Origin of the sequence: Paraburkholderia sp. J11-2, from assembly GCF_905220185.1 — a bacterium.
GTDB lineage: Bacteria > Pseudomonadota > Gammaproteobacteria > Burkholderiales > Burkholderiaceae > Paraburkholderia.
This window is the reverse complement of sequence record NZ_CAJMYY010000016.1, coordinates 183,973-207,355: the sequence shown is the minus strand read 5'-3', so window position 1 is coordinate 207,355 and position 23,383 is coordinate 183,973. Positions and strand designations below refer to the sequence as shown.

Below are 23,383 nucleotides of genomic sequence, written 5' to 3'. Positions count from 1 at the left end.
TGCGCGCAATAGCTGGGGGCTAGTTTACGCGCTTTCGGCAATCGAGGCGAAGGGTAGGGGTTTCGCGGGGTTGCGCGCCGAGCGAGAAACAGCGCGTGCGTTTTAGCGGACCGCAGCGGGACGGCGCCAGCGATGGAAGAGCACCGAGCCGATCCAGCACGCGATGAACGCCGCGACGATGCCGTAGCCCAGCTCGCCGAAGCGCGCGTTCAGGCCGGCGATGAGCGTCCACGCGCCGCCGCTGGCGCCGAGCTTGTCGGCGATGAGTCCGAGCGCTTCCACGCCGCCGATCACGATCGCCACGAGGGCGGAGACGAATGTGATGCTCGCGTTGTAGTAGAGCTTGCGCCTCGGGTCGTCCATGGCCCAGCCGTAGGCGTGGACCATCAGCACATTGTCGGTGGAGTCGACGAGTGTCATGCCCGCGGTGAAAAGCGCGGGGAACACGAGAATCGAATACATCGGCAAGCCCTTGCCCGCTTCGGCGGCGGCGATGGCGAGCAGGCCGATTTCGGTGGCCGTGTCGAAGCCGAGGCCGAACAGCACACCCACGGGATACAGATGCCAGCTCTTCGTGACGAGCGCGAAGAGCGGACGCAGTGCGCGCGAAAAGAGGCCGGCGGGAGCGGGAGCGGCGGCGGCCGCGAGCGTCGCGTCGTCGCCCTGTTGCGCGCGCCGGTAGCGCATCCATACGTCGCGCAGGATCACGAGGTTCACGCCCGCAAGCACGAGCAGGAATGTCGACGAAACGAGCGTGCCGATCGTCGAGCCGATCTCGTGGAACCGCTCGAAGCGGCCATGCAGCGAGAGCGCCGTGAGCGCGATGCCGAGCGTGGCGGCGATCACGACCGTGGAGTGGCCGAGCGAGAACGCGAGTCCCACCCCGAGCGGGCGCTCGCCTCGCTGCATGAGCTTGCGCGTGACGGCGTCGATGGCGGCGATATGGTCGGCGTCCACCGCGTGGCGCAGGCCGAAGCCGTAGGCGAGCAACGCCGTGCCGAGCAGCAGCGGGTAGTGGCGAAACGCGATCAGCGCCCACGCCCACGCGCCGAGATTGGCGGCGATGAGCGCGGCATAAAGCGCAATCAGGCGAGGGCGTAGCGAGGCGGTGGGTGTCGTCATCGCGTAAGTAGGGGCGCTTGCGGCCGGGCGTTCAATGGTCGTGCGGATGGCGGTGGATCGGATCGACCCAGTACACGGTTTCCGGCGCTTCGACCGCGTCGATGTTCAGGTTCACTACCACGGCCTCGTTGTCGCTGCGCACGAGCACGCATTCGAGCGGATCGTCGGTGCTCGCGTTGATCTCCTGGTGCGGCACGTAGGGCGGCACGAAGATGAAGTCGCCTGGGCCCGCCTCCGCCGTGAACTCCAGATGCTCGCCCCAGCGCATGCGCGCGTGACCGCGCACGACGTAGATCACGCTTTCCAGCGCGCCGTGATGATGCGCGCCCGTCTTCGCGTTCGGATGGATCGTGACCGTGCCTGCCCAGATCTTTTGCGCGCCCACGCGCGCCGCGTTGATCGCGGCCGCGCGGTTCATCCCGGGCGTTTGTGCGGTGTTCGTGTCGAGCTGATCGCCGCGTATCACCTTGACGCCGTTTTCGCGCCAGTCGACCGGTGCGTTGTCGTGAGGGTGGTCATGAGGATGCTCATGGTCGGGGTCGTGACTCATCGTCGTGTCTCCTTGACTGTGTGCGTCGCAGCGTTATCGCCGCATTGTGGCACGGTCAAAATTGCGCCGTGCGCATGTAAAAAAGCCCGTCCGCAAGGGGACGGGCTTTCGTGTGCGCGGCAACGCCTGCACGTTGCCGGCGCTTTGCCTACGTTACGCCTTCTTCGCGTTGATGACCGCTTCGGCCACGTTCTGCGGTGTTTCCGCGTAGTGCTTGAACTCCATCGTGTACGTGGCGCGGCCTTGTGTGAGCGAGCGCAGCGACGTGGAGTAGCCGAACATCTCCGAGAGCGGCACTTCGGCGCGCACGATCTTGCCGCCGCCGCCCGCGATGTCCTCCATGCCCTGCACGATGCCGCGGCGGCTGGAGAGATCGCCCATCACGTTGCCCATGAAGTCCTCGGGCGTTTCCACTTCCACGGCCATCATCGGTTCGAGCAGAACGGGCTTGGCCTTGCGCATCGCTTCCTTGAAGGCCATCGAACCGGCCATGCGGAAGGCGTTTTCGTTCGAGTCCACGTCGTGGTACGAGCCGAACGTGAGCGTGACCTTCGTGTCGACCACGGGGTAGCCCGCGAGCACGCCGGCCTTCAGCGTCTCCTGAATGCCCTTGTCGACAGCCGGGATGAACTCGCGCGGAATCACGCCGCCCTTGATGGCGTCGACGAACTCGTAGCCCTTGCCCGGCGGCTGCGGTTCGAGCGTGATGACGGCGTGGCCATACTGGCCGCGCCCGCCCGACTGCTTCACGAACTTGCCTTCCACATCTTCGACCTTGTTCTTCACGGTCTCGCGATACGCGACCTGCGGTTTGCCGACCGTCGCCTCCACGCCGAACTCGCGCTTCATGCGGTCGACGAGAATTTCCAGGTGCAGCTCGCCCATGCCCGAGATGATGGTCTGGCCCGACTCTTCGTCGGTTTGCACGCGGAACGACGGGTCTTCCTGCGCAAGACGGTTGAGCGCGATGCCCATCTTTTCCTGGTCGGCCTTGGTCTTCGGCTCGACGGCCTGCGAGATCACGGGCTCGGGGAAGATCATCCGTTCGAGCACGATGGCATGCGCCGGGTCGCAGAGCGTGTCGCCCGTCGTCGCTTCTTTCAGGCCCACTGCGGCCGCGATGTCGCCCGCGCGCACTTCCTTGATTTCCTTGCGCTCGTTCGCGTGCATCTGCAGGATGCGGCCGAGGCGCTCCTTCTTGTCCTTGGTCGCGTTGAGCACCGTGTCGCCCGAATTCACCACGCCCGAATAGACGCGGAAGAAGATCAGTTGCCCGACGAACGGGTCGGTCATGATCTTGAAGGCGAGCGCGGAGAACGGCTCGTCGTCGCTCGGGTGGCGCTCGATTTCCTTGTCGTGGAGGTCGTGGCCGAGAATCGCGGGCACGTCCACCGGCGAGGGCAGATAGTCGATCACGGCGTCGAGCATGGCCTGCACGCCCTTGTTCTTGAACGCGCTGCCACAAAGCATCGGCACGATCTCATTGGCGATCGTGCGTTTGCGCAGGCCGCCCTTGATTTCCTCTTCGGTCAGGCTCTCGTGGTCGTGAAGATACTTTTCGAGCAGTGTTTCGTCGGCTTCGGCGGCGGCCTCGACCATCTTCTCGCGCCACTCATGCGCAAGCTCGACGAGATTCGCGGGGATGTCCTCATACTCGAACTTCACGCCCTGGCTCTCGTCGTCCCACACGATCGCCTTCATCTTCACGAGGTCGACCACGCCCTGGAAGTGATCTTCCGCGCCCACCGGAATCTGGATAGGCACGGCCACGCCTTTGAGGCGCTCGCCGATTTGCCGCTGCACGCGGAAAAAGTCCGCGCCCACGCGGTCCATCTTGTTGACGAACGCAATGCGCGGGACCTTGTACTTGTTCGCCTGGCGCCACACGGTCTCCGACTGCGGCTGCACGCCGCCCACGGAGTCGTACACCATGCACGCGCCGTCGAGTACGCGCATGGAGCGCTCCACTTCGATCGTGAAGTCCACGTGCCCCGGCGTGTCGATGATGTTGATGCGGTGTTCGGGGTAGTTGCCGGCCATGCCTTTCCAGAACGCGGTGGTCGCGGCCGAGGTGATCGTGATGCCGCGCTCCTGTTCCTGCTCCATCCAGTCCATGGTCGCCGCGCCGTCGTGAACCTCGCCGAGCTTGTGATTCACGCCGGTGTAGAAAAGGATGCGCTCGGTCGTCGTGGTTTTGCCGGCGTCGATGTGAGCGCTGATCCCGATGTTGCGATAGCGCTCGATGGGGGTCTTGCGAGGCACGGTGATCTCCTTGGAATGACGCGCCATGGAAGCTGCCGGGCGGCACGCGGCGCGGCCAGCGCGCGGCCCGATGCGCCGCACGGCGCGCGCGGTCTTGGCACGCGCGATGCGGGGGGATTAATAGGATAGCGCTTGCGCGCCGGTTTTGCAGGGCGCATGTCGCAGCGCGGGAAGGAGGGCGCAGCGAGGCGCCGCCGAGCGCTCCCGCGCCCGGCGGGGCGCCGCGCGTGCGGGCGCCGGCGTGGCGCTTCTGGGTGCCATGCGTGAAGCGCAACGCGGGCGCAAAAAAACCGGCGCCGCGTGCGTGCGGGGCCGGCTTGTGCTTTTCGCGCTGCGCGCGTTGGGCAACCGCTTACTGCAGCGGCGGCAGTCCCTGAATCACCATGCCGGGCTTGATGCCCTTGGCCGTGAACCAGCCCTTGGGCATTTCGAGCGCGAAGGTGCCGTTATTGCGCGGGCAGTGGTTGTTGGTCGTTTCGGCCTGCATCTCGTCGATGTCGGTGATCGTGCCGTCGGCGCGAATGAAGGCGATCGACAACGGGATCAGCGTGTTCTTCATCCAGAAGCAGTGCACGGCGTTTTCGCCGAACACGAACAGCATGCCTTCATTGGGCCCGAGCTGCGAGCGGTACATGAGGCCTTGTTCGCGGTCCGCGTCGTTGGCGGCGACCGCGGCGTCGATCACGAACATGCCTGCCGTGAGCTTCACGCGCGGAAATTCGCTGGGCTGCTTGGCCCCCGGCGGCATTTGCTGCGCCAGCGCGATATTCGACGTCGCCGCCGCGGTGAGCGTGAGCGCCGAGAAAGCGGCGAATGGCAATGCGACGACAAGCGCGCAGCGCACGAAGAACGAGCGCAGGGAAAATCGCACGAGAGACTCCTTGCTGTAGGTTAATCCGCGCATGTTACGCGACCAGGTCAGAACGGGTCAAAATGCGCGGCGCGGTTCACGTCGTCTTTCGTGTCATCGACGTGATGCGGTGAGCGCGCATGTCAAAAAAGCCTGTAAATCATGCAGCCAAACAAAAAGGCAGAACGCCTTGCGGCGCTCTGCCTTTCGTCGCGCTGAAGAGCGGCAGCGAATGCCGTTCCTCGGTGCGTCTTACAGCAAGCTTACTCCGAAGCTGCCGAAGCGGCTTCAGCCTTCGCTGCCTTCTTGTGCGACGACTTCTTGTGCGACTTCTTGTGTGCCGACTTGTGAGCAGCCGAAGCAGCAGCAGCCGGAGCAGCCGAAGCAGCTTCCGGAGCCGAAGCTTGTGCGAATGCAGCCGATGCGAAGAGGCCAGCGACCAGAGCAGCGATCAGTTTGTTCATGTTGTGAATCCTCAAGCTTGAGTTAATTAACCAAATGACCCGGTTTTTGGAGTCAGGTCGGTAAACGTGCCATCCACCTTTCGGTTGACAGTCGCTTTCGACAAATTCGCGTGAATTTGATTTCTGCTTCTGCCAGCGGTCAGGACCGTGCATTGCTGCGAGGACCCGGAAGGCTGAATGCCGGACAGCTTCTGGCGGCATCTGCGTCGAATAACGCACGGTCTCGCGAGACGGTTGACGCAAACTTGTTATTTGCTTCGTAACGAGACGCAACAGAAAGGTGGGGGACGTGTCGCGTGATTCGAAAAAAATCGGTCAGAAAGTGAAAAGTGCTTGCGCAACAATCACTTGTGTTTACGAGACACGTTTTGCCAGGGCGCATTGGTGGGCACGTCGATGCTTTCGCCGGGCGCGAGACCAAGCGAAAAAATATCGAGAGCACCAATCGCGACGCGTACGAGCCGCAACGTTGGATAGCCGACTGCCGCGGTCATGCGTCGCACCTGCCTGTTCTTGCCTTCGCTGATCGCAATCTCCACCCACGTGGTGGGTATTGACGCGCGATAACGAATCGGCGGATTGCGCGGCCACAAATGCTCTGGCGTAGCAATGATTCTTGTTCGACACGGTTGTGTCACGAAGTCGCCGAGATCGACGCCGCGCTCGAGCGCGGCAAGCGCAGCCGCGTCGGGCTCGCCTTCCACTTGCGCCCAATAGCGCTTCACGAGTTTGCGTTTCGGTTCGGCAATGCGCGCCTGCAATGCGCCGTCGTCGGTGAGGAGCAGGAGACCTTCGCTATCGGAGTCAAGCCGGCCTGCCGGATAGACGCCCGGCACCTTCACCCAGTCCGCGAGTGACTGGCGTGTTTCGTGCGGCGAAAACTGACAGATCGTGCCGAACGGTTTATTGAGGGCGATCAAACGCATGACGGAGGCGACGGGTACGGATGGAGGACTGGTTAGCGCCGTGATCTTAATGCATATTGCGCATCGCCGATTTTTATATCTTATATAAGACATAAGACATGGGCGCGCCTCGCGCTGGCGTCCGTGTGAAGTGTGCGGCACGCTGGCGCGAGGCGTGGGCTAGAATAGCCGCCAGACCCTCACGCCGACGGGCCGCTCGCGCCGCGTGGCAAGCCGCTCGTGAAGCCGCTTGCTCCGCTCGGTTGCGCGCAGTGCGCCGCGTGTTCCTGGACAGTCTTGCTGCGAATATTGACCGCGTGTCGAGCGCGCCGGTCGTCGAGAAGCCGCATCGGCGAGATACCGCTCTTGCCGGGCGAAACGGCTTCGCCGCCGCCGCGAGGCGCCGGGCGCCGCGTCAAACCCGCTACAACAGCCTTGCCCTTACTGGAGTCGATCATGCCGTATCAGCACATCCTGGTTCCGACCGGCGGTGAAAAGATCACCGTCAATCCGGACTTCTCGCTCAACGTCTCGGATCAGCCAATCATTCCGTACATCGAAGGCGATGGCACGGGCGTGGACATCACGCCGGTCATGCTGAAGGTGGTCGACGCAGCGGTTGAAAAGGCCTACGGCGGCAAGCGCAAGATTCACTGGATGGAAATTTACGCGGGCGAGAAAGCGACGCGGGTGTACGGTCCCGACGTGTGGCTGCCCGAAGAAACGCTCGAAGTGGTGAAGGATTACGTGGTGTCGATCAAGGGGCCGCTCACGACGCCTGTTGGCGGCGGCATCCGGTCGCTGAACGTCGCGCTGCGTCAGCAACTCGATTTGTACGTGTGCCTGCGCCCGGTGCAGTACTTCAAGGGCGTGCCTTCGCCGGTGCGCGCGCCGGAGAAGGTCAACATGGTCATTTTCCGCGAGAACTCGGAGGATATTTATGCGGGCATCGAATGGCCCGCCGAATCCGAAGGCGCGAAGAAGCTCATCAAGTTCCTGCGCGAAGAGATGGGCGTGGCGAAGATCCGCTTTCCGGACAGCTCGGGCGTGGGCGTGAAGCCGGTGTCGCGCGAGGGCACGGAGCGCCTCGTGCGCAAGGCGATCCAGTATGCGATCGACAACGAGCGCCGTTCCGTTACGCTCGTGCACAAGGGCAACATCATGAAGTTCACCGAAGGCGCGTTCCGCGACTACGGTTATGCGCTCGCGCAGAAGGAGTTCGCGGCGGAACTGATCGATGGCGGCCCGTGGATGAAGATCAAGAATCCGAAGACGGGTGGCGATATCGTGATCAAGGACGTGATCGCCGATGCCTTCCTCCAGCAGATTCTGCTGCGCCCGGCCGAATACGACGTGATCGCCACGCTGAACCTGAATGGCGACTACATTTCCGACGCGCTGGCGGCGCAAGTGGGCGGCATCGGTATCGCACCGGGTGCGAATCTTTCGGACTCCGTCGCGATGTTCGAAGCCACTCACGGTACGGCGCCGAAATATGCGGGCAAGGACTATGTGAATCCGGGCTCCGAGATTCTCTCGGCGGAAATGATGCTGCGCCATCTCGGCTGGGTTGAAGCGGCGAATCTCATCATTGCGTCGATGGAGAAGTCGATTCTGCAGAAGCGCGTGACTTACGACTTCGCACGGCTGATGGAAGGGGCGACCCAAGTGTCGTGCTCGGGCTTCGGGCAGGTGATGATCGAGAATATGTAAGAGAATTTGCTAGATTCAAGCAGGACGGAATGCAAAAACCCCGGCGGACCTCTGGTTCACCGGGGTTTTTCTATTTGCGCCTCACTCCGTGAGCTTCGTAATTTTCTGCCCTTGCACGCCGAGCCCGGCCATCAGCCCGGTCTGGCCGAAGACGAACGCATACACATCCGAACGCACCGTGGTGGTCGAAAAGTCTTTGGCCATGCCCGTATCGGCGAGCACGACGCTCGGGCCCGCGCCGACCGACCAGCCGTCGCTGCTATCGAGATATTGCTTCGCGCCAGGCGTCATGAGAAACATCGCCTCCGAGAAGTTTTGCGCTCCGGCCTGCAATCCATAGGAGAGGGCGCTGACGTTGTAATAGCCGAGCACTCTGCCATCCTTCGAAAACAGCACACCATCGCCGCCCGCGCCGCCAACCAGGAAGCCTGCTTTAAGAATTCCCGGGAAAATAAGAATACCGAATGAATTGTCGGCCAACGACTTCGCGTGCGGTGTGCTGGCATACAGGCTGTTCATGGCCTGGCGGGCATCGTGAACGAGTTGCGTGCGCGAGTCAGCGCTACTTGATGAACTTGCCGAGGTCATGGGGTTAGGCATGGAGCAAGCCGCGACGAGCAGCGTGGCGAGAACAGCGGCAATGCGCAGGATTTTTCGTGACATGGTGGATCTTCCCAGTGTTATCTGTGCGGCACCGGCCCGCGTCGTGCGTGCGGGCAGGGCTTGAGCGATCCTGGCGGCCTTTCATGCCGTTGTCTTTGTCCTGGACACGGTGCGCGGCACGCTGTCGCGTGCGTCGCGATGTCTGCTGTGCGATATGATGATGCGTATCAACCTGGTTAGTCCTTCGCCCAAGTCGCATGCGTTTTTTGTGCCGCCTCTTTCTTGCTTGCCTGTTCGCGCTCTTTGCCGTGCGCGGCGCGACGGCTTGCGAGCATTCGCAGCGAATCGGGCTGGCGGCGCACAGCATGGTGGTGGCCGCCGCTCATTGCGGCACGGCGAAATCCGGCGATATGCCGAACACGAGCGGCCACGGCTCGCACGGTGTGTGCGGCACGAGTTGCTGTGTCGTGGGCTGCGGCGTGCATTGCGGTGCGCCGCCCGTTGCGTTGGCATTGGGTATGCAAGCGCCCGATGGCTCCGCGCTCAATGTTCTTCCGGCCCTGCTACGTGCCGGGATTACCCACGCTCCTCCATTACCTCCTCCGATCGTCTGAGTCGTTCGAAGTGCTTCGCATGCGCGAAGCGAACGGCCGCACGCGCGGCGTGCCTGCTATTGCGCGCCACGTGCTCTGGCATGAACGAGGTATGAGGAATTCATCGATGAAACGACGAGCATTTATTTCCGGCGCGTTGAGCGCCGCCACCGCGACCCTGTTCGCGCGCCGCGCATTCGCGCTAGGTGCGGACGATGGCATGCACGCGATGCACGGCATGTCGGATATGCCATCGATGTCGGGCGCCATGATGCAGGCGCAAACGCCGCTAGCCGCTGCCGATGCGTTGCCCGCCGGCGCGCCGCTTGCCGCGCTGCGCACGCTTGCCAATCAGGGCCGCGAGCCGGGCCAGTTTCGCGCGACGCTGATCGCGCAGCCGGCTGCACGTGCGCTGCTGCCCGGAAAACCGCAAACGGTCTTCTGGCAATACGACGCGCTCGGCGCGGGAGCCGCGACGGAAAACGACGGGCCCGTCATCGGTCCGTTGATCGACGTGCGCGAGGGCGATACCGTCGAAATCACTTTCGTGAACCGGCTGCCGCAGCCTTCGACAATCCACTGGCACGGCCTGCCCGTGCCGCCCGATCAGGACGGCAATCCGTCGAAACCTGTCGCGCCGGGCGAGCAGCACGTTTATCGCTTCACGCTGCCGCAGGGCAGTGCGGGCACCTACTGGTATCACCCGCATCCCCATATGCTGAGTTCGGAGCAGGTGTTCCGCGGGCTGGCGGGCCCGTTCATCGTGCGCGCCGCGGGCGATCCGCTCGCAGCGTCGTGGCCTGAGCGGCATCTGTTCGTTTCCGACCTGAAGCTCGCGGCAGACGGCACGATTCCCGCGAACAGCATGATGGACTGGATGAACGGCCGCGAAGGCCAGTACGTGCTCGTGAACGGGGCGCGCGAGCCGCACATCGAGGTCGTGCGCGACGAGCGCTGGCGCGTCTGGAATGGCTGTAACGCGCGCTATCTGCAACTCGCCTTCGATGACGGCCGCGCTTTCGCGCAGGTGGGCACGGACGGCGGGCTGCTGGGCGCGCCGCGCGAGGGCGTCACCGCGCTTTTGCTGGCACCGGGTGAGCGCGCGGAACTGATCGTGCGCGTGGGGCAGGGCGCCTCGCGTGCGTCGCTGATCGCCGCGCAATACGATCGCCACAAGATGGCGATGACACACGGCAGTTTGCCTGCGGGGCCATCGCTGATCCTGGCGAACGTTGGCTTCACACCGGCAGGCGCAACAGCGCAACCGCCGTTGCCGGATCGACTGCGCAAGCTTGCGCCGCTCGTTTCATCAGGTCCGCTAACGATTCCGAAAAAAAGCGTGGTGTTCAGCGAAGCCATGGACATGAAAGCGATGCACGCACCGGGTGCGTCCGCGCAGGCGATGCCGCGCGGCATGCAGTTCATGGTGAACGGAGCGGTCTTCGATCCGGCGCGCGTGACGTTGGCGAGCCGGCGCGGCGAAGTCGAGCACTGGGCGATCGCAAACGGCACGGACATGGATCATCCGTTTCATCTGCACGGGACGCAATTTCAGGTGATGGCGCGCGAGCGTGGCGGCGTGCGCAAGGAAGAGGAACTGCTGGCCTGGCGCGACACGGTGAACGTGCGGCCGGGCGAAACGGTGCACATCGCAACCGTCCAGCACGAGGCGGGCGACCGCATGTTTCATTGCCACATCCTCGAGCACGAGGATCTCGGCATGATGGGCACGTTACGCGTGAGCTAACACTCAAACGTTAAAAAACGATGACGCCAAAAAGAAACCCGGCCGAAGCCGGGTTTCCAAGGTACGGGTACCGAACAGATCAGGCGGCTGCCTGAATGTTCGATGCCTGTTTACCCTTCGGGCCTTGCACGACCTCGAAGCTCACCTTCTGACCTTCTTTGAGGGTCTTGAAGCCATTCATTTGAATAGCCGAAAAGTGAGCGAACAGGTCCTCGCCGCCTTCATCCGGCGTGATGAACCCGAAACCCTTCGCGTCGTTGAACCACTTGACCGTACCGGTTGCCATACCAACTTCCCCTGTAACTCATGTCACTACCACGAGCAGTTCGAAAAGCTAAACGATCGCGGTGCGATCGCCCCCTCCTCACAAGCTCACCAACGGCATTTTTTCGAATTTAAGGCGGTTGAAAAAAGTGCCAGCTTGATTGTTGAGGGTCTTTATTCTGCTGTCAAGAATATTTTGAGACGCTGTTTGACGCGTTGTAAAGAGCGCATTTCCAGGGTTTTTCCTGCTTTTCGCCGACGCTGGGCGCCGGTGCACAAAGTGGTGTGCATGAGCCATCTTGAAAAAGCACGCGAGCGACGCATATGCGATGCACCGCACCATGGAATCTGACACTGAGCGTGCGGGCGCCTACAGTCGCTTCCCACGACAACGTCAAGGTTGTGCGATACTCGATTCAACGGTGGCGTGAAAGCTGCTCAGTGCAGGATTGTGTACCGGCCCCGCAGCCGGTCCAAGGGATCGGGGCCGGGCCAGGGTGCATGAATTGCTTGCAGCGGGTCGCAGGTCGGGAGCGCCGGGTTCACCGGCCGGCCGGTCAGGTTACGGCAGGATTGCGGGCCTGTCCGAGTTGTTTAGAATGGGTGTATGGCGATTATCCCGGACAAGCAGGATTCAACCGTACTGGAGCGGCAGGAGCAAAAGGTCAAACCGCCCTCCATGTACAAGGTCGTGCTAATGAATGACGACTACACGCCGATGGAATTCGTCGTGATGGTCGTGCAGGAATATTTCAATAAGGACCGCGAGACCGCAACGCAGATCATGTTGAAGGTGCATCGCGAGGGCAGGGGCGTTTGTGGGGTCTATACGCGAGACATCGCGTCGACCAAAGTTGAGCAAGTCGTTACCCATGCACGGCAGGCCGGGCATCCGCTGCAGTGTGTGATGGAGGAAGCATGATTGCCCAGGAACTGGAAGTCAGCCTGCACATGGCGTTCATGGAAGCACGTCAGGCACGGCACGAGTTCATAACGGTCGAGCATCTGCTGCTGGCGCTGTTGGACAACCCAACAGCGGCGGAAGTGTTGCGTGCGTGTGCCGCCAATATCGAAGACCTGCGACAGAACCTGCGCAACTTCATTCACGACAATACGCCTACGGTTCCCGGCACGGATGACGTCGATACGCAGCCGACGCTCGGGTTCCAGCGTGTGATCCAGCGCGCGATCATGCACGTCCAGTCCACTTCCAACGGCAAGAAGGAAGTGACGGGCGCGAACGTGCTGGTCGCCATCTTCGGCGAGAAGGACTCGCACGCGGTGTACTACCTGCAGCAGCAGGGCGTCACGCGTCTGGACGTAGTGAATTTCATTTCGCACGGTATCGCGAAGACGGGCAGCGGCGAAGCCGCCAAGGCCAGCGACGCGAACGCCGAAGCCGAAGACGCCGCCGGCCAGAAGGAAACCCCGCTCGCCCAGTTCACGCAGAACCTGAACCAGATGGCGAAGGACGGCCGGATCGATCCGCTCATTGGTCGCGAACTGGAAGTGGAGCGCGTGGTGCAGGTGCTGTGCCGCCGCCGCAAGAACAATCCGCTGCTCGTGGGCGAGGCCGGTGTCGGCAAGACCGCGATCGCGGAAGGGCTCGCCTGGCGCATCACGCGCGGCGAAGTGCCGGACATTCTCGCAGACGCCCAAGTCTACTCGCTCGATATGGGTGCACTGCTTGCGGGCACGAAGTATCGCGGCGACTTCGAGCAGCGCCTCAAAACGGTGCTCAAGGAACTGAAAGAGCGTCCGCACGCCATTCTGTTCATCGACGAAATTCATACGCTGATCGGTGCAGGCGCCGCGTCGGGTGGCACGCTCGATGCGTCGAACCTGCTCAAGCCGGCGCTCTCGTCGGGCACGCTCAAGTGCATTGGCGCGACGACGTTCACGGAATACCGCGGCATCTTCGAGAAGGACGCGGCGCTGTCGCGGCGCTTCCAGAAGGTCGACGTGGTCGAGCCGACTGTCGAGCAGACCGTGGCGATCCTGCGTGGCCTGAAGTCGCGCTTCGAAGAGCACCACGGCGTGAAGTATTCGTCGGGCGCGCTGAACGCGGCCGCTGAACTGTCGGCACGCTTCATCACCGACCGTCACTTGCCCGACAAGGCAATCGACGTGATCGACGAAGCAGGCGCGGCCCAGCGCATCCTGCCGAAGTCGAAGCAGAAGAAGACCATCGGCAAGAGCGAGATCGAAGAGATCATCTCGAAGATCGCGCGCGTGCCGGCGCAAAGCGTCTCGCAAGACGATCGCAGCAAGCTGCAAACGCTCGACCGCGATCTGAAGGCCGTGGTGTTCGGCCAGGATCCGGCTATCGATGCGCTTTCGGCTTCGATCAAGATGGCGCGCGCGGGTCTCGGCAAGACGGACAAGCCAATCGGCTCGTTCCTGTTCTCGGGCCCGACCGGCGTCGGCAAGACCGAAGTGGCGCGCCAGCTCGCGTTCACGCTCGGTATCGAGCTGATCCGCTTCGACATGTCCGAGTACATGGAGCGCCATGCGGTGAGCCGTTTGATCGGCGCGCCGCCGGGCTACGTCGGGTTCGACCAGGGTGGTCTGCTGACCGAAGCCGTCACGAAGAAGCCGCACTGCGTGCTGCTGCTCGACGAAATCGAGAAGGCGCACCCGGACATCTTCAACGTGCTGCTGCAGGTCATGGACCATGGCACGCTGACCGACAACAACGGCCGCAAGGCGGATTTCCGCAACGTCATCATCATCATGACGACGAACGCGGGCGCCGAGGCGATGAACAAGTCGACGATCGGCTTCACGACCCGGCGCGAGCAGGGCGACGAGCTGGCCGATATCAAGCGCCTGTTCACGCCGGAGTTCCGCAACCGGCTCGATCAGACGATCAGCTTCCGTGCGCTCGATGAGGAAATCATCATGCGCGTGGTCGACAAGTTCCTCATGCAACTGGAAGACCAACTGCACGAGAAGAAGGTCGACGCGGTCTTCACCGACGCACTGCGCAAGCATCTGGCAAAGCATGGCTTCGACCCGCTCATGGGCGCGCGGCCGATGCAGCGCCTGATCCAGGACACGATCCGCCGTGCGCTCGCCGACGAACTGCTGTTCGGCAAGCTCATGAACGGCGGCCGCGTGACCGTGGACGTCGATGCGGACGACAAGGTCCAGCTCACGTTCGACGAGCAGCCGGCGCCGCGCAATCCGGAAGCGGTGGAAGTGGAGTAAGCGGCAGCGCGAAAGCGCGCACAGAGCCTTCAGGCAAGACGGCGCAGTCCGAGAGGACTGCGCCGTTTTTTCTTTTGGGCTGGCTGGCCGGTTCAGGTGTCGCGCCATGCCGTGCAAGTGGCCGAGCCGTCAGCCGGTAAAATACGCGTTTGTCCCGCCGCCGGCGTTTTCTTGATGCGCAGCGCTTCAGTAGCGTCTTGCGCGAAGCAGGGGTGTAACAGTGGTACCACGTAAATCGGGCGCGTTCGAAGCCATCGTCGAGCGCGAACAAGGGCTGCGCCAGGGCTTGTCCGCCGGGCAGATGACGATGATCGCCATCGGCGGCGCAGTCGGCACCGGGCTCTTTCTCGGCAGCGGCTTTGCGATCTCTTTCGCCGGGCCTGGCGTGCTGATTTCCTACGCGATCGGCGCGCTGATCGCCTTGCTGTTGATGGGCGCACTGGCCGAAATGACCGTTGCGCATCCCGTGTCGGGCTCGTTCGGCGCCTATGCCGAACACTACATCGGGCCGCTCGCCGGCTTCGTCGTGCGCTATGCGTACTGGTCGGCGTATGTGCTGGCTGTCGGCACCGAGGTTGCAGCAATCGCCATCTACATGAAGTTCTGGTTTCCCCACGTGCCGGGGCTTTACTGGATCATCGGATTCTCAGCAGCGCTGATCGTTGTGAATGCAATGAGTGTGCGCGCTTACGGCACCATCGAATACCTGTTTTCGAGCCTGAAGATTGCAGCCATCGTTGCGTTCATCGTGCTGGGCGCCTGGTTCGTCTGGCGGGCACCAGCCGGCTCGGGCGTGGGCTTCGCGAACTACACGCAGCACGGCGGCTTGCTGCCGCGAGGATGGTGGGGCGTGTGGGTGGGCACGATCGTCTCGCTCTTCAGCTACCTCGGCGTGGAGACGATCGCCGTGGCGGCCGCCGAGGCGCAGGACCCGCAGCGCGCCGTCACGCGTGCGTTTCGCGCAACCGTGCTGCGGCTCGTGCTGTTCTATCTGCTTACGCTCGCGCTCATGCTCGCCATCGTGCCGTGGACTCAGGCGGGCGGCAACGAGAGCCCGTTCGTGAAGGTGATGGCCGCGACCGGCGTGCCTTATGCAGCGGGCGCGATCAACTTCATCGTGCTCGTGGCGGCGCTCTCCGCCATGAACAGCCAGCTTTACATCACCACGCGCATGATGTTCAGCCTTTCGCGCGCGGGCTATGCGCCCGCGGCGTTCGGGAGGCTCACACGCCACGGCGTGCCGACCGCTGCGCTTTCGCTGTCCACTATCGGCATCGCGGTGGCGGCCGTGCTCAACGCACTCTGGCCGCAGGCGGCGTTCACGCTGATGATGTCGATCGCCATGTTCGGCGCGATGTTTACGTGGTTCATGATCTTCGTCACGCAGATCTTTTTCCGCGTGCGCCAGGCGCGTGAAGGCGGCACGCCGCTCGCGTTCCGCATGTGGGGTTTCCCGTTCACGAGCGTGCTGGGCGCGCTGTTGATGCTCGGCATTCTGGCTGGTACGGCCTTTACGCGCGAATTCCGCATGACGCTGGTCTACGGCCTCGCGTTTCTCGCGGTGCTCGTGGTGGTCTATGCGCTCTGGTATCGCCGGCGTCCGGGTGCCACGCAGCGAACCGAAGCCTCCGCCTAAACGCAAAAAAGCACGCCAAGGCGTGCTTTTTTGTTGCCGGCGCAACCGCTGGGCTTAGTGCTTGCCCGTGCTGCCGAAGCCGCCCGCGCCGCGCTCGCTCGCCTCGAAGTCGTCGACGATGTTGAACTGCGCCTGCACGACCGGCACGATCACGAGCTGCGCGAGGCGCTCCAGCGGGTTGAGCGTGAAGGTGGTGTGGCCGCGGTTCCAGGTCGAAATCATCAGTTCGCCCTGGTAGTCGGAGTCGATCAGGCCGACCAGGTTGCCGAGCACGATGCCGTGCTTGTGGCCAAGACCCGAGCGCGGCAGGATCAGTGCCGCGTAGCCGGGGTCGGCCACGTGGATGGCGAGACCCGTCGGCACGAGCTTCGTTTCGCCCGGTTCGAGCGTGATCGGCGCGTCGAGGCACGCGCGCAGGTCGAGGCCGGCGCTGCCTGGCGTGGCGTAATGGGGCAGCTGGTCGCGCATGCGCTCGTTCAGGATCTTGATGTCGATTTTCATGAAGTCAGGGTGATGGGGCGGTGGTGGTTCGCTCAGGCGCGAGGCAGCTGGAACGCCTCGGCAAGCAGTTCATAAGAGCGCAGACGAGCCTTGTAGCTGCCCGCAACGGTCAGCACGATGAGTTCGTCGGCGCGAAAGTTGTCCTTGATCGCAAGAAGGCGCTCCGTGACGCTCTCCGGCGTGCCGATCACGCTGCGCGGCTTCTCACGGTCGATCACGATCTGCTCGCGCTCGCCGTATTCCTGCGCGCGCCCTTGCTCGAGGCTCGGAATTGGCGCGTTCAGCCCGTAGGCCATCTGCACGCGGCGCAGGTCGACGGCCTTTTCGAGGTCGGCGGCTTCGGCTTCGGTGTCGGCGCAGATCGCGAACACGGCGCACGCGAGATACGGCTTCGCCTCGTGGCCCGGCTTGAAGCGGTCGAGATATGCCTCGGCCACGAGATGCCCGAAGTGTGCGTTGATGAAGTGCGCGAACGAGAAGCGCAGCCCGAGCTGCGCGGCGAGAATGCCGCCGAAGTCGCTCGAACCGAGCACCCAGAGCTGCGGGCGCGTGTCGATTTGCGGCTGCAGCACCACGCCGTGCGCGAGGTGGTCGGCTGGGAGGTTGCCGTCCATCAGGCCGACGAGATCCTGCACTTGCTGCGTGAACTGGTCGCCGCGGTTGTAGGCGCCCGCAGCCACAGCCTGCGCGGTGCGCATGTCGCCGCCCGGCGCGCGACCGACGCCGAGATCGACGCGTCCCGGAAAGAGCGCCTCGAGCATCATGAACTGCTCGGCGACCTTGAACGGGCTGTAATAGGGCAGCATGATCCCGCCCGAGCCGATGCGGATGCGCTTCGTCACACTGCCAAGGCGCGCGAGCATGACTTCGGGGCTGGGGTTGCACACGCCCAGCAGGCCGTGGTGTTCGGCGCACCAGTAGCGCGTGTAGCCGAGGTCGTCGGCAAGCTGCGCGAGTTCGATGGTGGCGGCGATGGCATCCGCCGCGCTGTGCCCGGCGATGACGGGCGACTGGTCGAGTACGGAAAGCAGTGTCATGGCATTACTGCTCCTTGCCTGTGTTCGCGGCGCCGCGCGCCGGCACACGGGTGCGCCGGCGCGTGCGTCACGAGATGATGCTCTGGTCGGGCAGACGCCGCGCGATCTCGGCGACGATCGTCTGCGCGAGCGCCTGCTTGGCCGCGCGCGGCAGCGGCGTGCGGCCGGCCGCCTCGAACAGCACGACTTCATTGTCGTCCTGGCCGAAGGTGAGCGGGCCGAGATTGCCGATCAGGAGCGGCACTTTCTTGCGTGCGCGTTTTTCTTCGCCGTGCACGTCGAGATTGCCGCTTTCGGCGGCGAAGCCCACGCAGTACGGCGGATTCGGCAGGGCCGCGACCGAGGCGAGGATGTCCGGGTTCTCGACGAACGTGAACGTCGGCATGCGGTGCTCGGCCGTTTTCTTGATCTTGTGCTCGGCGACATGGTCGACGCGCCAGTCGGCCACAGCCGCCACGCCGATGAAGACATCGGCGTCGGTGGCGGCGCGCATGACCGCGTCGTACATCTGCCGGGCGGTCTGAACGTCTTCGCGATACACGCCCCACGGCGTTTGCAGCGCGACCGGGCCCGCGACCAGATGCACCTCGGCGCCCGCCTGCTGCGCGGCGCGCGCGAGCGCGAAGCCCATTTTGCCGCTCGAACGGTTGGTGATGCCGCGCACGGGATCGAGCGGCTCGAAGGTCGGGCCGGCGGTGATCAGGAGCTTGCGGCCCGCGAGCACCTTCGGCGCGAAGAAGGAGACGATCGCCTCGTACACGGCTTCGGGTTCGAGCATGCGCCCGTCGCCGATCTCGCCGCACGCCTGCGGGCCGGAATCGGGGCCGAGCGTTTCGATGCTGTCCGCGCGCAGCTGCGCGACGTTGCGCTGCGTTGCCGGGTTTTGCCACATCTGCCGGTTCATCGCGGGTACGACGAGCAGCGGGCAGTCGCGCGCCACGCACAGCGTGGAGAGCAGGTCGTCGGCGAAACCGTGCGCGAGTTTGGCGAGGAAGTCGGTGGAGGCAGGCGCGATGACGATGGCGTCGGCCTCGCGTGAGAGGTCGATGTGCGCCATGTTGTTCGGCACGCGCGCATCCCACTGGCTCGTGTAGACGGGGCGGCCCGAGAGCGCCTGCATCGTGACCGGCGTAATGAACTGCGTGGCCGCCTCGGTCATCACGACCTGCACGGTCGCGCCTGCCTTGGTCAGGAGGCGCGTGAGCTCGGCGATCTTGTAGCAGGCAATGCCGCCCGTCATGCCGAGCACGAGGTGGCGGCCGGCCAGTTCGCCTGGGTTTGCAGCGGACGTGTTCAAGTCACAGCTCCTTTAACCGTGCAGCGGGCACGCTCAGCGCGCGCCGCGCACGCGCCGCAGTTCGTCGAACACCAGCAGCGCCGCGCCGATGCAGATCGCGCTGTCGGCCAGGTTGAATGCCGGCCAGTGCCAGCCGCCCACGTGGAAGTCGAGAAAGTCGATCACGTGGCCGTAGAGCAGGCGGTCGATCACGTTGCCGAGCGCGCCGCCCATGATGAGCGCGAGCGCGGTGCAGAAGAGCTTCTGCGTGGCGTGGCGCTTGAGCAGATAGCAGATCACGAGCGCCGCCACCACGCCGAGCGCCGTGAACGCCCAGCGCTGCCAGCCGCCCGCCGCCGACAGGAAGCTGAACGCCGCGCCCTTGTTGTAGACCAGCACGAGGTTGAAGAACGGCGTGATCACGCGGCCTTCGCCGTAGCTGAACACCTTGTTGATGGCGATTTTCGTGAGCTGGTCGGCGAGGATCACGATGACCGCGATGCCCAGCCACGGCGCGAGCGTGCCGCTTGCGCCGTTCGACCGGGTTTGCTTCGGCAGCGTTTTTGCCATTATGCCGCGCTCCGTTTTTCACCGTCGCCGAACAGATTCACGACGCAGCGGCCGCACAGGCCCGGATGCTCCGCGTTCGCGCCGACGTCCTCGCGGTAGTGCCAGCAGCGCTCGCACTTGAGGTACTTCGAGGTGACCACTTCGACGCCTTCCTCCGCTTCGCTTTCCACCTTCACGACTTCCGCCGCCGAGGTGATGAGCACGAACTTGAGGTCGTCGCCGAGCGAGGTGAGGGCGTCGTAACGCGCGCCGCTTGCGAGAATGCGCACTTCGGCTTGCAGCGACGAGCCGATCTGGTTCGCCACACGCGCCTCTTCGAGCGCCTTCGTCACGTTGCCGCGCACTTCGCGCAGCAGCGTCCACTTGGCGATCAGCTCCGGCGCGCCTTCGACGTCCGGGAAGGCGTGGAAGGTTTCGGTGAAGATGGTTTCGCTTTGCGGCTGGAACACCTTCCACGCTTCTTCGGCCGTGAACGAAAGGAACGGCGCGAGGATGCGCAACAGGCTATGCGTGATGTGGTGCAGCGCCGTTTGCGCGCCGCGGCGGGCCTTCGAGTCCGCCGCGCTCGTGTAGAGGCGGTCCTTCAGCACGTCGAGATAGAAGCCGCCCAGGTCTTCCGAGCAGAACGTCTGCAGCTTGGCCACGACCGGGTGGAACTCATAGCGGTCGTAGTGCGAGAGCACGTCGTTTTGCAGCGTGTGTGTGAGCGCGACGGCATAACGGTCGATCTCGAGCCATTCGCTCGCGGGCAGCGCGTGCTTCTCGAAGTCGAAGTCCGACAGGTTCGAGAGCAGGAAGCGCAGCGTGTTGCGGATACGGCGATAGCCTTCCGTCACGCGCTTCAGGATCTCTTCCGAGATGGCAAGCTCCCCCGAATAGTCGGTCGAGGCGATCCACAGACGGATGATTTCCGCGCCCAGGCGGTTCGCCACTTCATGCGGATCGACGCCGTTGCCGAGCGACTTCGACATCTTGCGGCCTTCGCCGTCCACGGTGAAGCCGTGCGTGAGCAGCGCGTTGTAGGGCGGGCGGCCGTCGAGCATCGAAGCCGTGAGCAGCGACGAGTGGAACCAGCCGCGGTGCTGGTCCGAGCCTTCCAGGTACAGGTCGGCCGGGAACTGCAGCTCGTCCTTGTGCGAGCCGCGCAGCACGTGCCAGTGCGTCGTGCCCGAGTCGAACCACACGTCGAGCGTGTCGCGGTTCTTCTCGTACAGGTTCGCGTCGTCGCCGATCAGCTCGCGCGGGTCGAGCGTTTGCCACGCTTCGATGCCCGCCTTTTCCACGCGCTGCGCGACCTGTTCGAGCAGCTCCAGCGTGCGCGGATGCAGTTCGCCAGTTTCCTTGTGCACGAAGAACGCCATCGGCACGCCCCATTGGCGCTGGCGCGAGAGCGTCCAGTCCGGGCGGTTGGCGATCATCGAATACAGGCGCTGCTTGCCCCACGACGGGTAGAACGCCGTCGCCTCGATGCCTTCGAGCGCGGTTTCACGCAGCGTCTTGCCGCCGTCCTTGGGCGTGACGTCCATGCCCGCGAACCACTGCGACGTGGCGCGGTAGATGATGGGCGTCTTGTGGCGCCAGCAGTGCATGTAGCTGTGCAGGTACTTTTCGCTGCGCAGGAGCGTGCCGGCGGCGTCGAGCGCGTCGACGATCTTCGGGTTCGCCGCCCAGATCGAGAGGCCGCCGAAGAGCGGCAGCGACTCGATATAGCGGCCGTCGCCCATCACCGGGCTGATGATGTCCGAGTCGGCCATGTTGTGCGCCTTGCACGACACGAAGTCTTCCACGCCATAGGCGGGCGCCGAGTGCACGATGCCCGTGCCGGTGTCGGTCGTCACATAGTCGCCGAGATAGATCGGCGAGGTGCGCTTGTAGCCCGGGTGCGCCGAGGCGAGCGGGTGGTTGAAGCGCAGCAGCGAGAGCTTCTCGCCCTTCGTCGTGGCGACGATCTTGCCCTCGAGGCCGAATTCCTTCATGCACGCTTCCACGCGCTCGACCGCGAGGATCAGCAGGCCGCGTTGCGTGTCGACGAGCGCGTAGTCGATTTCCGGATGCACGTTCAGCGCCTGGTTCGACGGGATCGTCCAGGGCGTGGTGGTCCAGATCACGATGCCGCCTTCTTCGCGCGGCAGGGCGGCGAGGCCGAACGCGGCCGCCGTTTCAGCCGGCTGCGCGAACGTGAACAGCACGTCGATGGTCGGGTCGGTCTTGTCCTTGTACTCGACTTCCGCTTCGGCAAGCGCCGAGCCACAGTCGAAGCACCAGTTCACGGGCTTCAGGCCCCGGAACACGTAGCCCTTCTCGATGATCTTCGCGAGTGCGCGGATCTCGCCGGCCTCGTTCGCGAAGTTCATGGTTTTGTACGGGTTGTTCCAGTCGCCGAGCACGCCCAGGCGCTTGAAGCCCTTCTTCTGCGTCTCGATCTGGCCGGCCGCGTATTCGCGCGCCTTCTGCATCACTTCCTGGGCGGGCAGCGACTTGCCGAACTGCTTTTCGATCTGGATTTCGATCGGCATGCCGTGGCAGTCCCAGCCCGGCACATAGACCGCGTCGAAGCCCGCGAGATTGCGCGCCTTGACGATCATGTCCTTGAGGATCTTGTTCACCGCGTGGCCGAGGTGGATGTCGCCGTTCGCGTACGGGGGACCGTCGTGCAGGATGAACTTCTTGCGGCCCTTCGAGGCCGCGCGGATCTTCTCGTAGACCTGGTTCTCCTCCCACTCCTTGACCCATTGCGGCTCGCGCTTGGGCAGATCGCCGCGCATCGGGAACGGGGTGTCGAGCAGATTGACGGGGTACTTCGATTCGGACTTCTGCGGCTTGCCGGAGGATGCTTTCTTGTCGCTCATGGTGAGATCACGTGGAATTCGGGGGATGCATGGCGTCAGCGTTGCGGCCGATGCCGCGCAACCGTCGCCTCGGGCGCTGCATGCCGTGCGTTCCGCACGCGGCGCCTGGGGGCGGGGCAGCCCGCGCATGCGGGCCGCAGGTCACCTAATTCGGTCGGTGGCCGAGGTGGCGAAGCCGGTGGACGCGCCGCCGGCCACGCTGGCGCCCGCGGCGGCGAACCACGCGCGGGTGTTCGCCACGTCGCGGGCGATCGCGGCGGTGAGCGTTTCGAGGTCGGGAAACTTCTCCTCGTCGCGCAGTTTCTTGAGAAACTCGACGCGCACGAGCTTGCCGTAGGCGTCGCCGTGCCAGTCGAGCAGATGCACTTCGAGTAGCACGCGGCCCGAGTCGTCCACGGTCGGGCGCAGGCCGAGGCTCGCGACGCCGGGCAGCGGGTGGTCGGCGATGCCATGCACCATCACGACGAAAATGCCCTTGAGCGCCGGCCGCTTGTGGCCGATCAGCAGGTTCATCGTGGGGAAGCCGAGGTCGCGGCCGAGCTTCAGGCCATGCGTGACGTGCGCGCTGATGTGATAGCCGCGGCCAAGCGAGGCGCGCGCGGCGTCGAGGTCGCCCGCGTGCAGTTGCGCGCGCACGGCGGAGCTGGAAATGCGCACGCCCGACGGGTCGGCCACGGTCGCCATCTGTTCGACTTCGAAGCCGTACTGCGCGCCCGCGGCCTGCAGCGAGGCGAAGTCGCCCGCGCGCTTCGCGCCATAGCGGAAGTCGTCGCCGATCATCATCCAGCGCGCGTGCAGGCCGCCCACGATGATGCGCTCGACGAACGCCTCGGGCGACTGGCTCGCGAACGTGTGGTTGAAATGCTCGACCACGACGCGGTCCACGCCGTTTTCGCGCAGCGCCTCGAGCTTGTCGCGCAGCATGGCGATGCGCGGCGGGGCGCTGGCCGGGTTGAAGAACTCTCGCGGATGCGGCTCGAAGGTCATCACGCAGACGGGCAGGCCGCGCGCGTCGGCTGCCGCGCGCACGCGCGCGAGCAATGCCTGATGCCCGCGGTGGACACCGTCGAAATTGCCGATGGTCAGCGCGCAGGGCGCGCGGCTTTCGGCATTGGGAAGACCGCGGAAGACTCTCACGATAGCGGAACCTGGTGGAACCTCAAAAAGCGCGCTGGCGCAGCGCGCGTGCTAAGGACCTTCTGACTTGGCCATTCGCGGCCCAAAGACCGCG

Annotated in this window: 20 protein-coding genes; 5 read left to right on the top strand and 15 right to left on the bottom strand. The window is 64.2% G+C overall.

Annotation, left to right across the window (positions count from 1 at the left end):
* Positions 1-102 precede the first annotated feature (102 nt).
* The 7 genes from U5A57_RS23275 to U5A57_RS23245 all read right to left on the bottom strand — a co-directional run bounded on the left by U5A57_RS23275 (position 103) and on the right by U5A57_RS23245 (position 6,611).
* The gene (locus U5A57_RS23275) at positions 103-1,122 is read right to left on the bottom strand and encodes a HoxN/HupN/NixA family nickel/cobalt transporter (RefSeq protein WP_321913981.1); all 1,020 of its coding nucleotides are present in this window, start codon (positions 1,120-1,122) and stop codon (positions 103-105) included.
* A gap of 31 nt (positions 1,123-1,153) precedes the next feature.
* Positions 1,154-1,672, bottom strand: a complete 519-nt coding sequence (locus tag U5A57_RS23270) for a cupin domain-containing protein (RefSeq protein WP_321913980.1) — start codon at positions 1,670-1,672, stop codon at positions 1,154-1,156.
* 153 nt (positions 1,673-1,825) lie between these two features.
* Positions 1,826-3,934, bottom strand: a complete 2,109-nt coding sequence (gene fusA, locus U5A57_RS23265; protein WP_321913979.1) for an elongation factor G — start codon at positions 3,932-3,934, stop codon at positions 1,826-1,828.
* A gap of 352 nt (positions 3,935-4,286) precedes the next feature.
* Positions 4,287-4,805, bottom strand: a complete 519-nt coding sequence (locus U5A57_RS23260) for a DUF192 domain-containing protein (protein WP_321913978.1) — start codon at positions 4,803-4,805, stop codon at positions 4,287-4,289.
* Positions 4,806-5,047: 242 nt separating this feature from the next.
* Positions 5,048-5,248 carry a hypothetical protein gene (locus U5A57_RS23255; RefSeq protein WP_321913977.1) on the bottom strand — a complete coding sequence of 67 codons (201 nt, stop codon included), beginning with the start codon at positions 5,246-5,248 and terminating at the stop codon, positions 5,048-5,050.
* Between the two features lie 344 nt (positions 5,249-5,592).
* Positions 5,593-6,174, bottom strand: coding sequence for a pseudouridine synthase (locus tag U5A57_RS23250; protein WP_321913976.1), 582 nt, complete (start codon positions 6,172-6,174; stop codon positions 5,593-5,595).
* Between the two features lie 179 nt (positions 6,175-6,353).
* The gene (locus U5A57_RS23245) at positions 6,354-6,611 is read right to left on the bottom strand and encodes a hypothetical protein (protein WP_321913975.1); all 258 of its coding nucleotides are present in this window, start codon (positions 6,609-6,611) and stop codon (positions 6,354-6,356) included.
* On the opposite strand from U5A57_RS23245, the gene icd reads away from it, so the two are divergent.
* Positions 6,610-7,866, top strand: a complete 1,257-nt coding sequence (gene icd / locus U5A57_RS23240) for an NADP-dependent isocitrate dehydrogenase (RefSeq protein ID WP_321913974.1) — start codon at positions 6,610-6,612, stop codon at positions 7,864-7,866. The two genes, U5A57_RS23245 and icd, sit on opposite strands and share 2 nt — an antisense overlap.
* Before the next feature lie 81 nt (positions 7,867-7,947).
* Here the strand turns inward: icd and U5A57_RS23235 are convergent, their stop codons facing one another.
* Positions 7,948-8,529 carry a lipid-binding SYLF domain-containing protein gene (locus U5A57_RS23235; RefSeq protein WP_321913973.1) on the bottom strand — a complete coding sequence of 194 codons (582 nt, stop codon included), beginning with the start codon at positions 8,527-8,529 and terminating at the stop codon, positions 7,948-7,950.
* Positions 8,530-9,189: 660 nt separating this feature from the next.
* Here U5A57_RS23235 and U5A57_RS23230 point away from each other — a divergent pair.
* Positions 9,190-10,809: a multicopper oxidase family protein gene (locus tag U5A57_RS23230; RefSeq protein ID WP_321913972.1), complete on the top strand. Its 1,620-nt coding sequence runs from the start codon at positions 9,190-9,192 to the stop codon at positions 10,807-10,809.
* A 79-nt stretch (positions 10,810-10,888) separates the two neighbouring features.
* Here the strand turns inward: U5A57_RS23230 and cspD are convergent, their stop codons facing one another.
* Positions 10,889-11,095, bottom strand: a complete 207-nt coding sequence (cspD, locus tag U5A57_RS23225) for a cold shock domain-containing protein CspD (RefSeq protein ID WP_017776809.1) — start codon at positions 11,093-11,095, stop codon at positions 10,889-10,891.
* Between the two features lie 585 nt (positions 11,096-11,680).
* On the opposite strand from cspD, the gene clpS reads away from it, so the two are divergent.
* The 3 genes from clpS (at position 11,681) to U5A57_RS23210 (ending at position 15,919) form a co-directional block, all read left to right on the top strand.
* Positions 11,681-11,995 (top strand): ATP-dependent Clp protease adapter ClpS, encoded by a 315-nt coding sequence (gene clpS, locus U5A57_RS23220; protein WP_028213389.1) that lies wholly within the window; start codon positions 11,681-11,683, stop codon positions 11,993-11,995.
* Positions 11,992-14,283 carry an ATP-dependent Clp protease ATP-binding subunit ClpA gene (clpA, locus tag U5A57_RS23215; RefSeq protein ID WP_321913971.1) on the top strand — a complete coding sequence of 764 codons (2,292 nt, stop codon included), beginning with the start codon at positions 11,992-11,994 and terminating at the stop codon, positions 14,281-14,283. Before clpS ends, clpA begins: the two co-directional genes overlap by 4 nt.
* Positions 14,284-14,503: 220 nt before the next feature.
* Positions 14,504-15,919 carry an amino acid permease gene (locus U5A57_RS23210; RefSeq protein ID WP_321913970.1) on the top strand — a complete coding sequence of 472 codons (1,416 nt, stop codon included), beginning with the start codon at positions 14,504-14,506 and terminating at the stop codon, positions 15,917-15,919.
* A gap of 54 nt (positions 15,920-15,973) precedes the next feature.
* Here the strand turns inward: U5A57_RS23210 and dut are convergent, their stop codons facing one another.
* The 6 genes from dut to U5A57_RS23180 form a co-directional block, all read right to left on the bottom strand.
* Positions 15,974-16,420, bottom strand: coding sequence for a dUTP diphosphatase (gene dut, locus U5A57_RS23205; protein ID WP_028205273.1), 447 nt, complete (start codon positions 16,418-16,420; stop codon positions 15,974-15,976).
* 32 nt (positions 16,421-16,452) lie between these two features.
* Positions 16,453-17,457, bottom strand: coding sequence for an LLM class flavin-dependent oxidoreductase (locus tag U5A57_RS23200; protein WP_321913969.1), 1,005 nt, complete (start codon positions 17,455-17,457; stop codon positions 16,453-16,455).
* A 67-nt stretch (positions 17,458-17,524) separates the two neighbouring features.
* Positions 17,525-18,754 (bottom strand): bifunctional phosphopantothenoylcysteine decarboxylase/phosphopantothenate--cysteine ligase CoaBC, encoded by a 1,230-nt coding sequence (coaBC, locus tag U5A57_RS23195; RefSeq protein WP_321913968.1) that lies wholly within the window; start codon positions 18,752-18,754, stop codon positions 17,525-17,527.
* A 33-nt stretch (positions 18,755-18,787) separates the two neighbouring features.
* Positions 18,788-19,303: a signal peptidase II gene (gene lspA / locus U5A57_RS23190; protein ID WP_321913967.1), complete on the bottom strand. Its 516-nt coding sequence runs from the start codon at positions 19,301-19,303 to the stop codon at positions 18,788-18,790.
* On the bottom strand, positions 19,303-22,152 hold the full coding sequence (gene ileS, locus U5A57_RS23185; RefSeq protein WP_321913966.1) for an isoleucine--tRNA ligase: 2,850 nt from the start codon (positions 22,150-22,152) through the stop codon (positions 19,303-19,305). Before ileS ends, lspA begins: the two co-directional genes overlap by 1 nt.
* 141 nt (positions 22,153-22,293) lie before the next feature.
* Positions 22,294-23,289, bottom strand: a complete 996-nt coding sequence (locus U5A57_RS23180) for a bifunctional riboflavin kinase/FAD synthetase (RefSeq protein WP_321913965.1) — start codon at positions 23,287-23,289, stop codon at positions 22,294-22,296.
* Positions 23,290-23,383: the final 94 nt, after the last annotated feature.

Coding starts and splice junctions, on each gene's coding strand:
- U5A57_RS23275 (WP_321913981.1), bottom strand. CDS start 1,122: ATGACGACACCCACCGCCTCGCTACGCCCTCGCCTGATTGCGCTTTAT.
- U5A57_RS23270 (WP_321913980.1), bottom strand. CDS start 1,672: ATGAGTCACGACCCCGACCATGAGCATCCTCATGACCACCCTCACGAC.
- U5A57_RS23255 (WP_321913977.1), bottom strand. CDS start 5,248: ATGAACAAACTGATCGCTGCTCTGGTCGCTGGCCTCTTCGCATCGGCT.
- U5A57_RS23250 (WP_321913976.1), bottom strand. CDS start 6,174: ATGCGTTTGATCGCCCTCAATAAACCGTTCGGCACGATCTGTCAGTTT.
- icd (WP_321913974.1), top strand. CDS start 6,610: ATGCCGTATCAGCACATCCTGGTTCCGACCGGCGGTGAAAAGATCACC.
- U5A57_RS23245 (WP_321913975.1), bottom strand. CDS start 6,611: ATGATCGACTCCAGTAAGGGCAAGGCTGTTGTAGCGGGTTTGACGCGG.
- U5A57_RS23235 (WP_321913973.1), bottom strand. CDS start 8,529: ATGTCACGAAAAATCCTGCGCATTGCCGCTGTTCTCGCCACGCTGCTC.
- U5A57_RS23230 (WP_321913972.1), top strand. CDS start 9,190: ATGAAACGACGAGCATTTATTTCCGGCGCGTTGAGCGCCGCCACCGCG.
- cspD (WP_017776809.1), bottom strand. CDS start 11,095: ATGGCAACCGGTACGGTCAAGTGGTTCAACGACGCGAAGGGTTTCGGG.
- clpS (WP_028213389.1), top strand. CDS start 11,681: ATGGCGATTATCCCGGACAAGCAGGATTCAACCGTACTGGAGCGGCAG.
- clpA (WP_321913971.1), top strand. CDS start 11,992: ATGATTGCCCAGGAACTGGAAGTCAGCCTGCACATGGCGTTCATGGAA.
- dut (WP_028205273.1), bottom strand. CDS start 16,420: ATGAAAATCGACATCAAGATCCTGAACGAGCGCATGCGCGACCAGCTG.
- U5A57_RS23200 (WP_321913969.1), bottom strand. CDS start 17,457: ATGACACTGCTTTCCGTACTCGACCAGTCGCCCGTCATCGCCGGGCAC.
- lspA (WP_321913967.1), bottom strand. CDS start 19,303: ATGGCAAAAACGCTGCCGAAGCAAACCCGGTCGAACGGCGCAAGCGGC.
- ileS (WP_321913966.1), bottom strand. CDS start 22,152: ATGAGCGACAAGAAAGCATCCTCCGGCAAGCCGCAGAAGTCCGAATCG.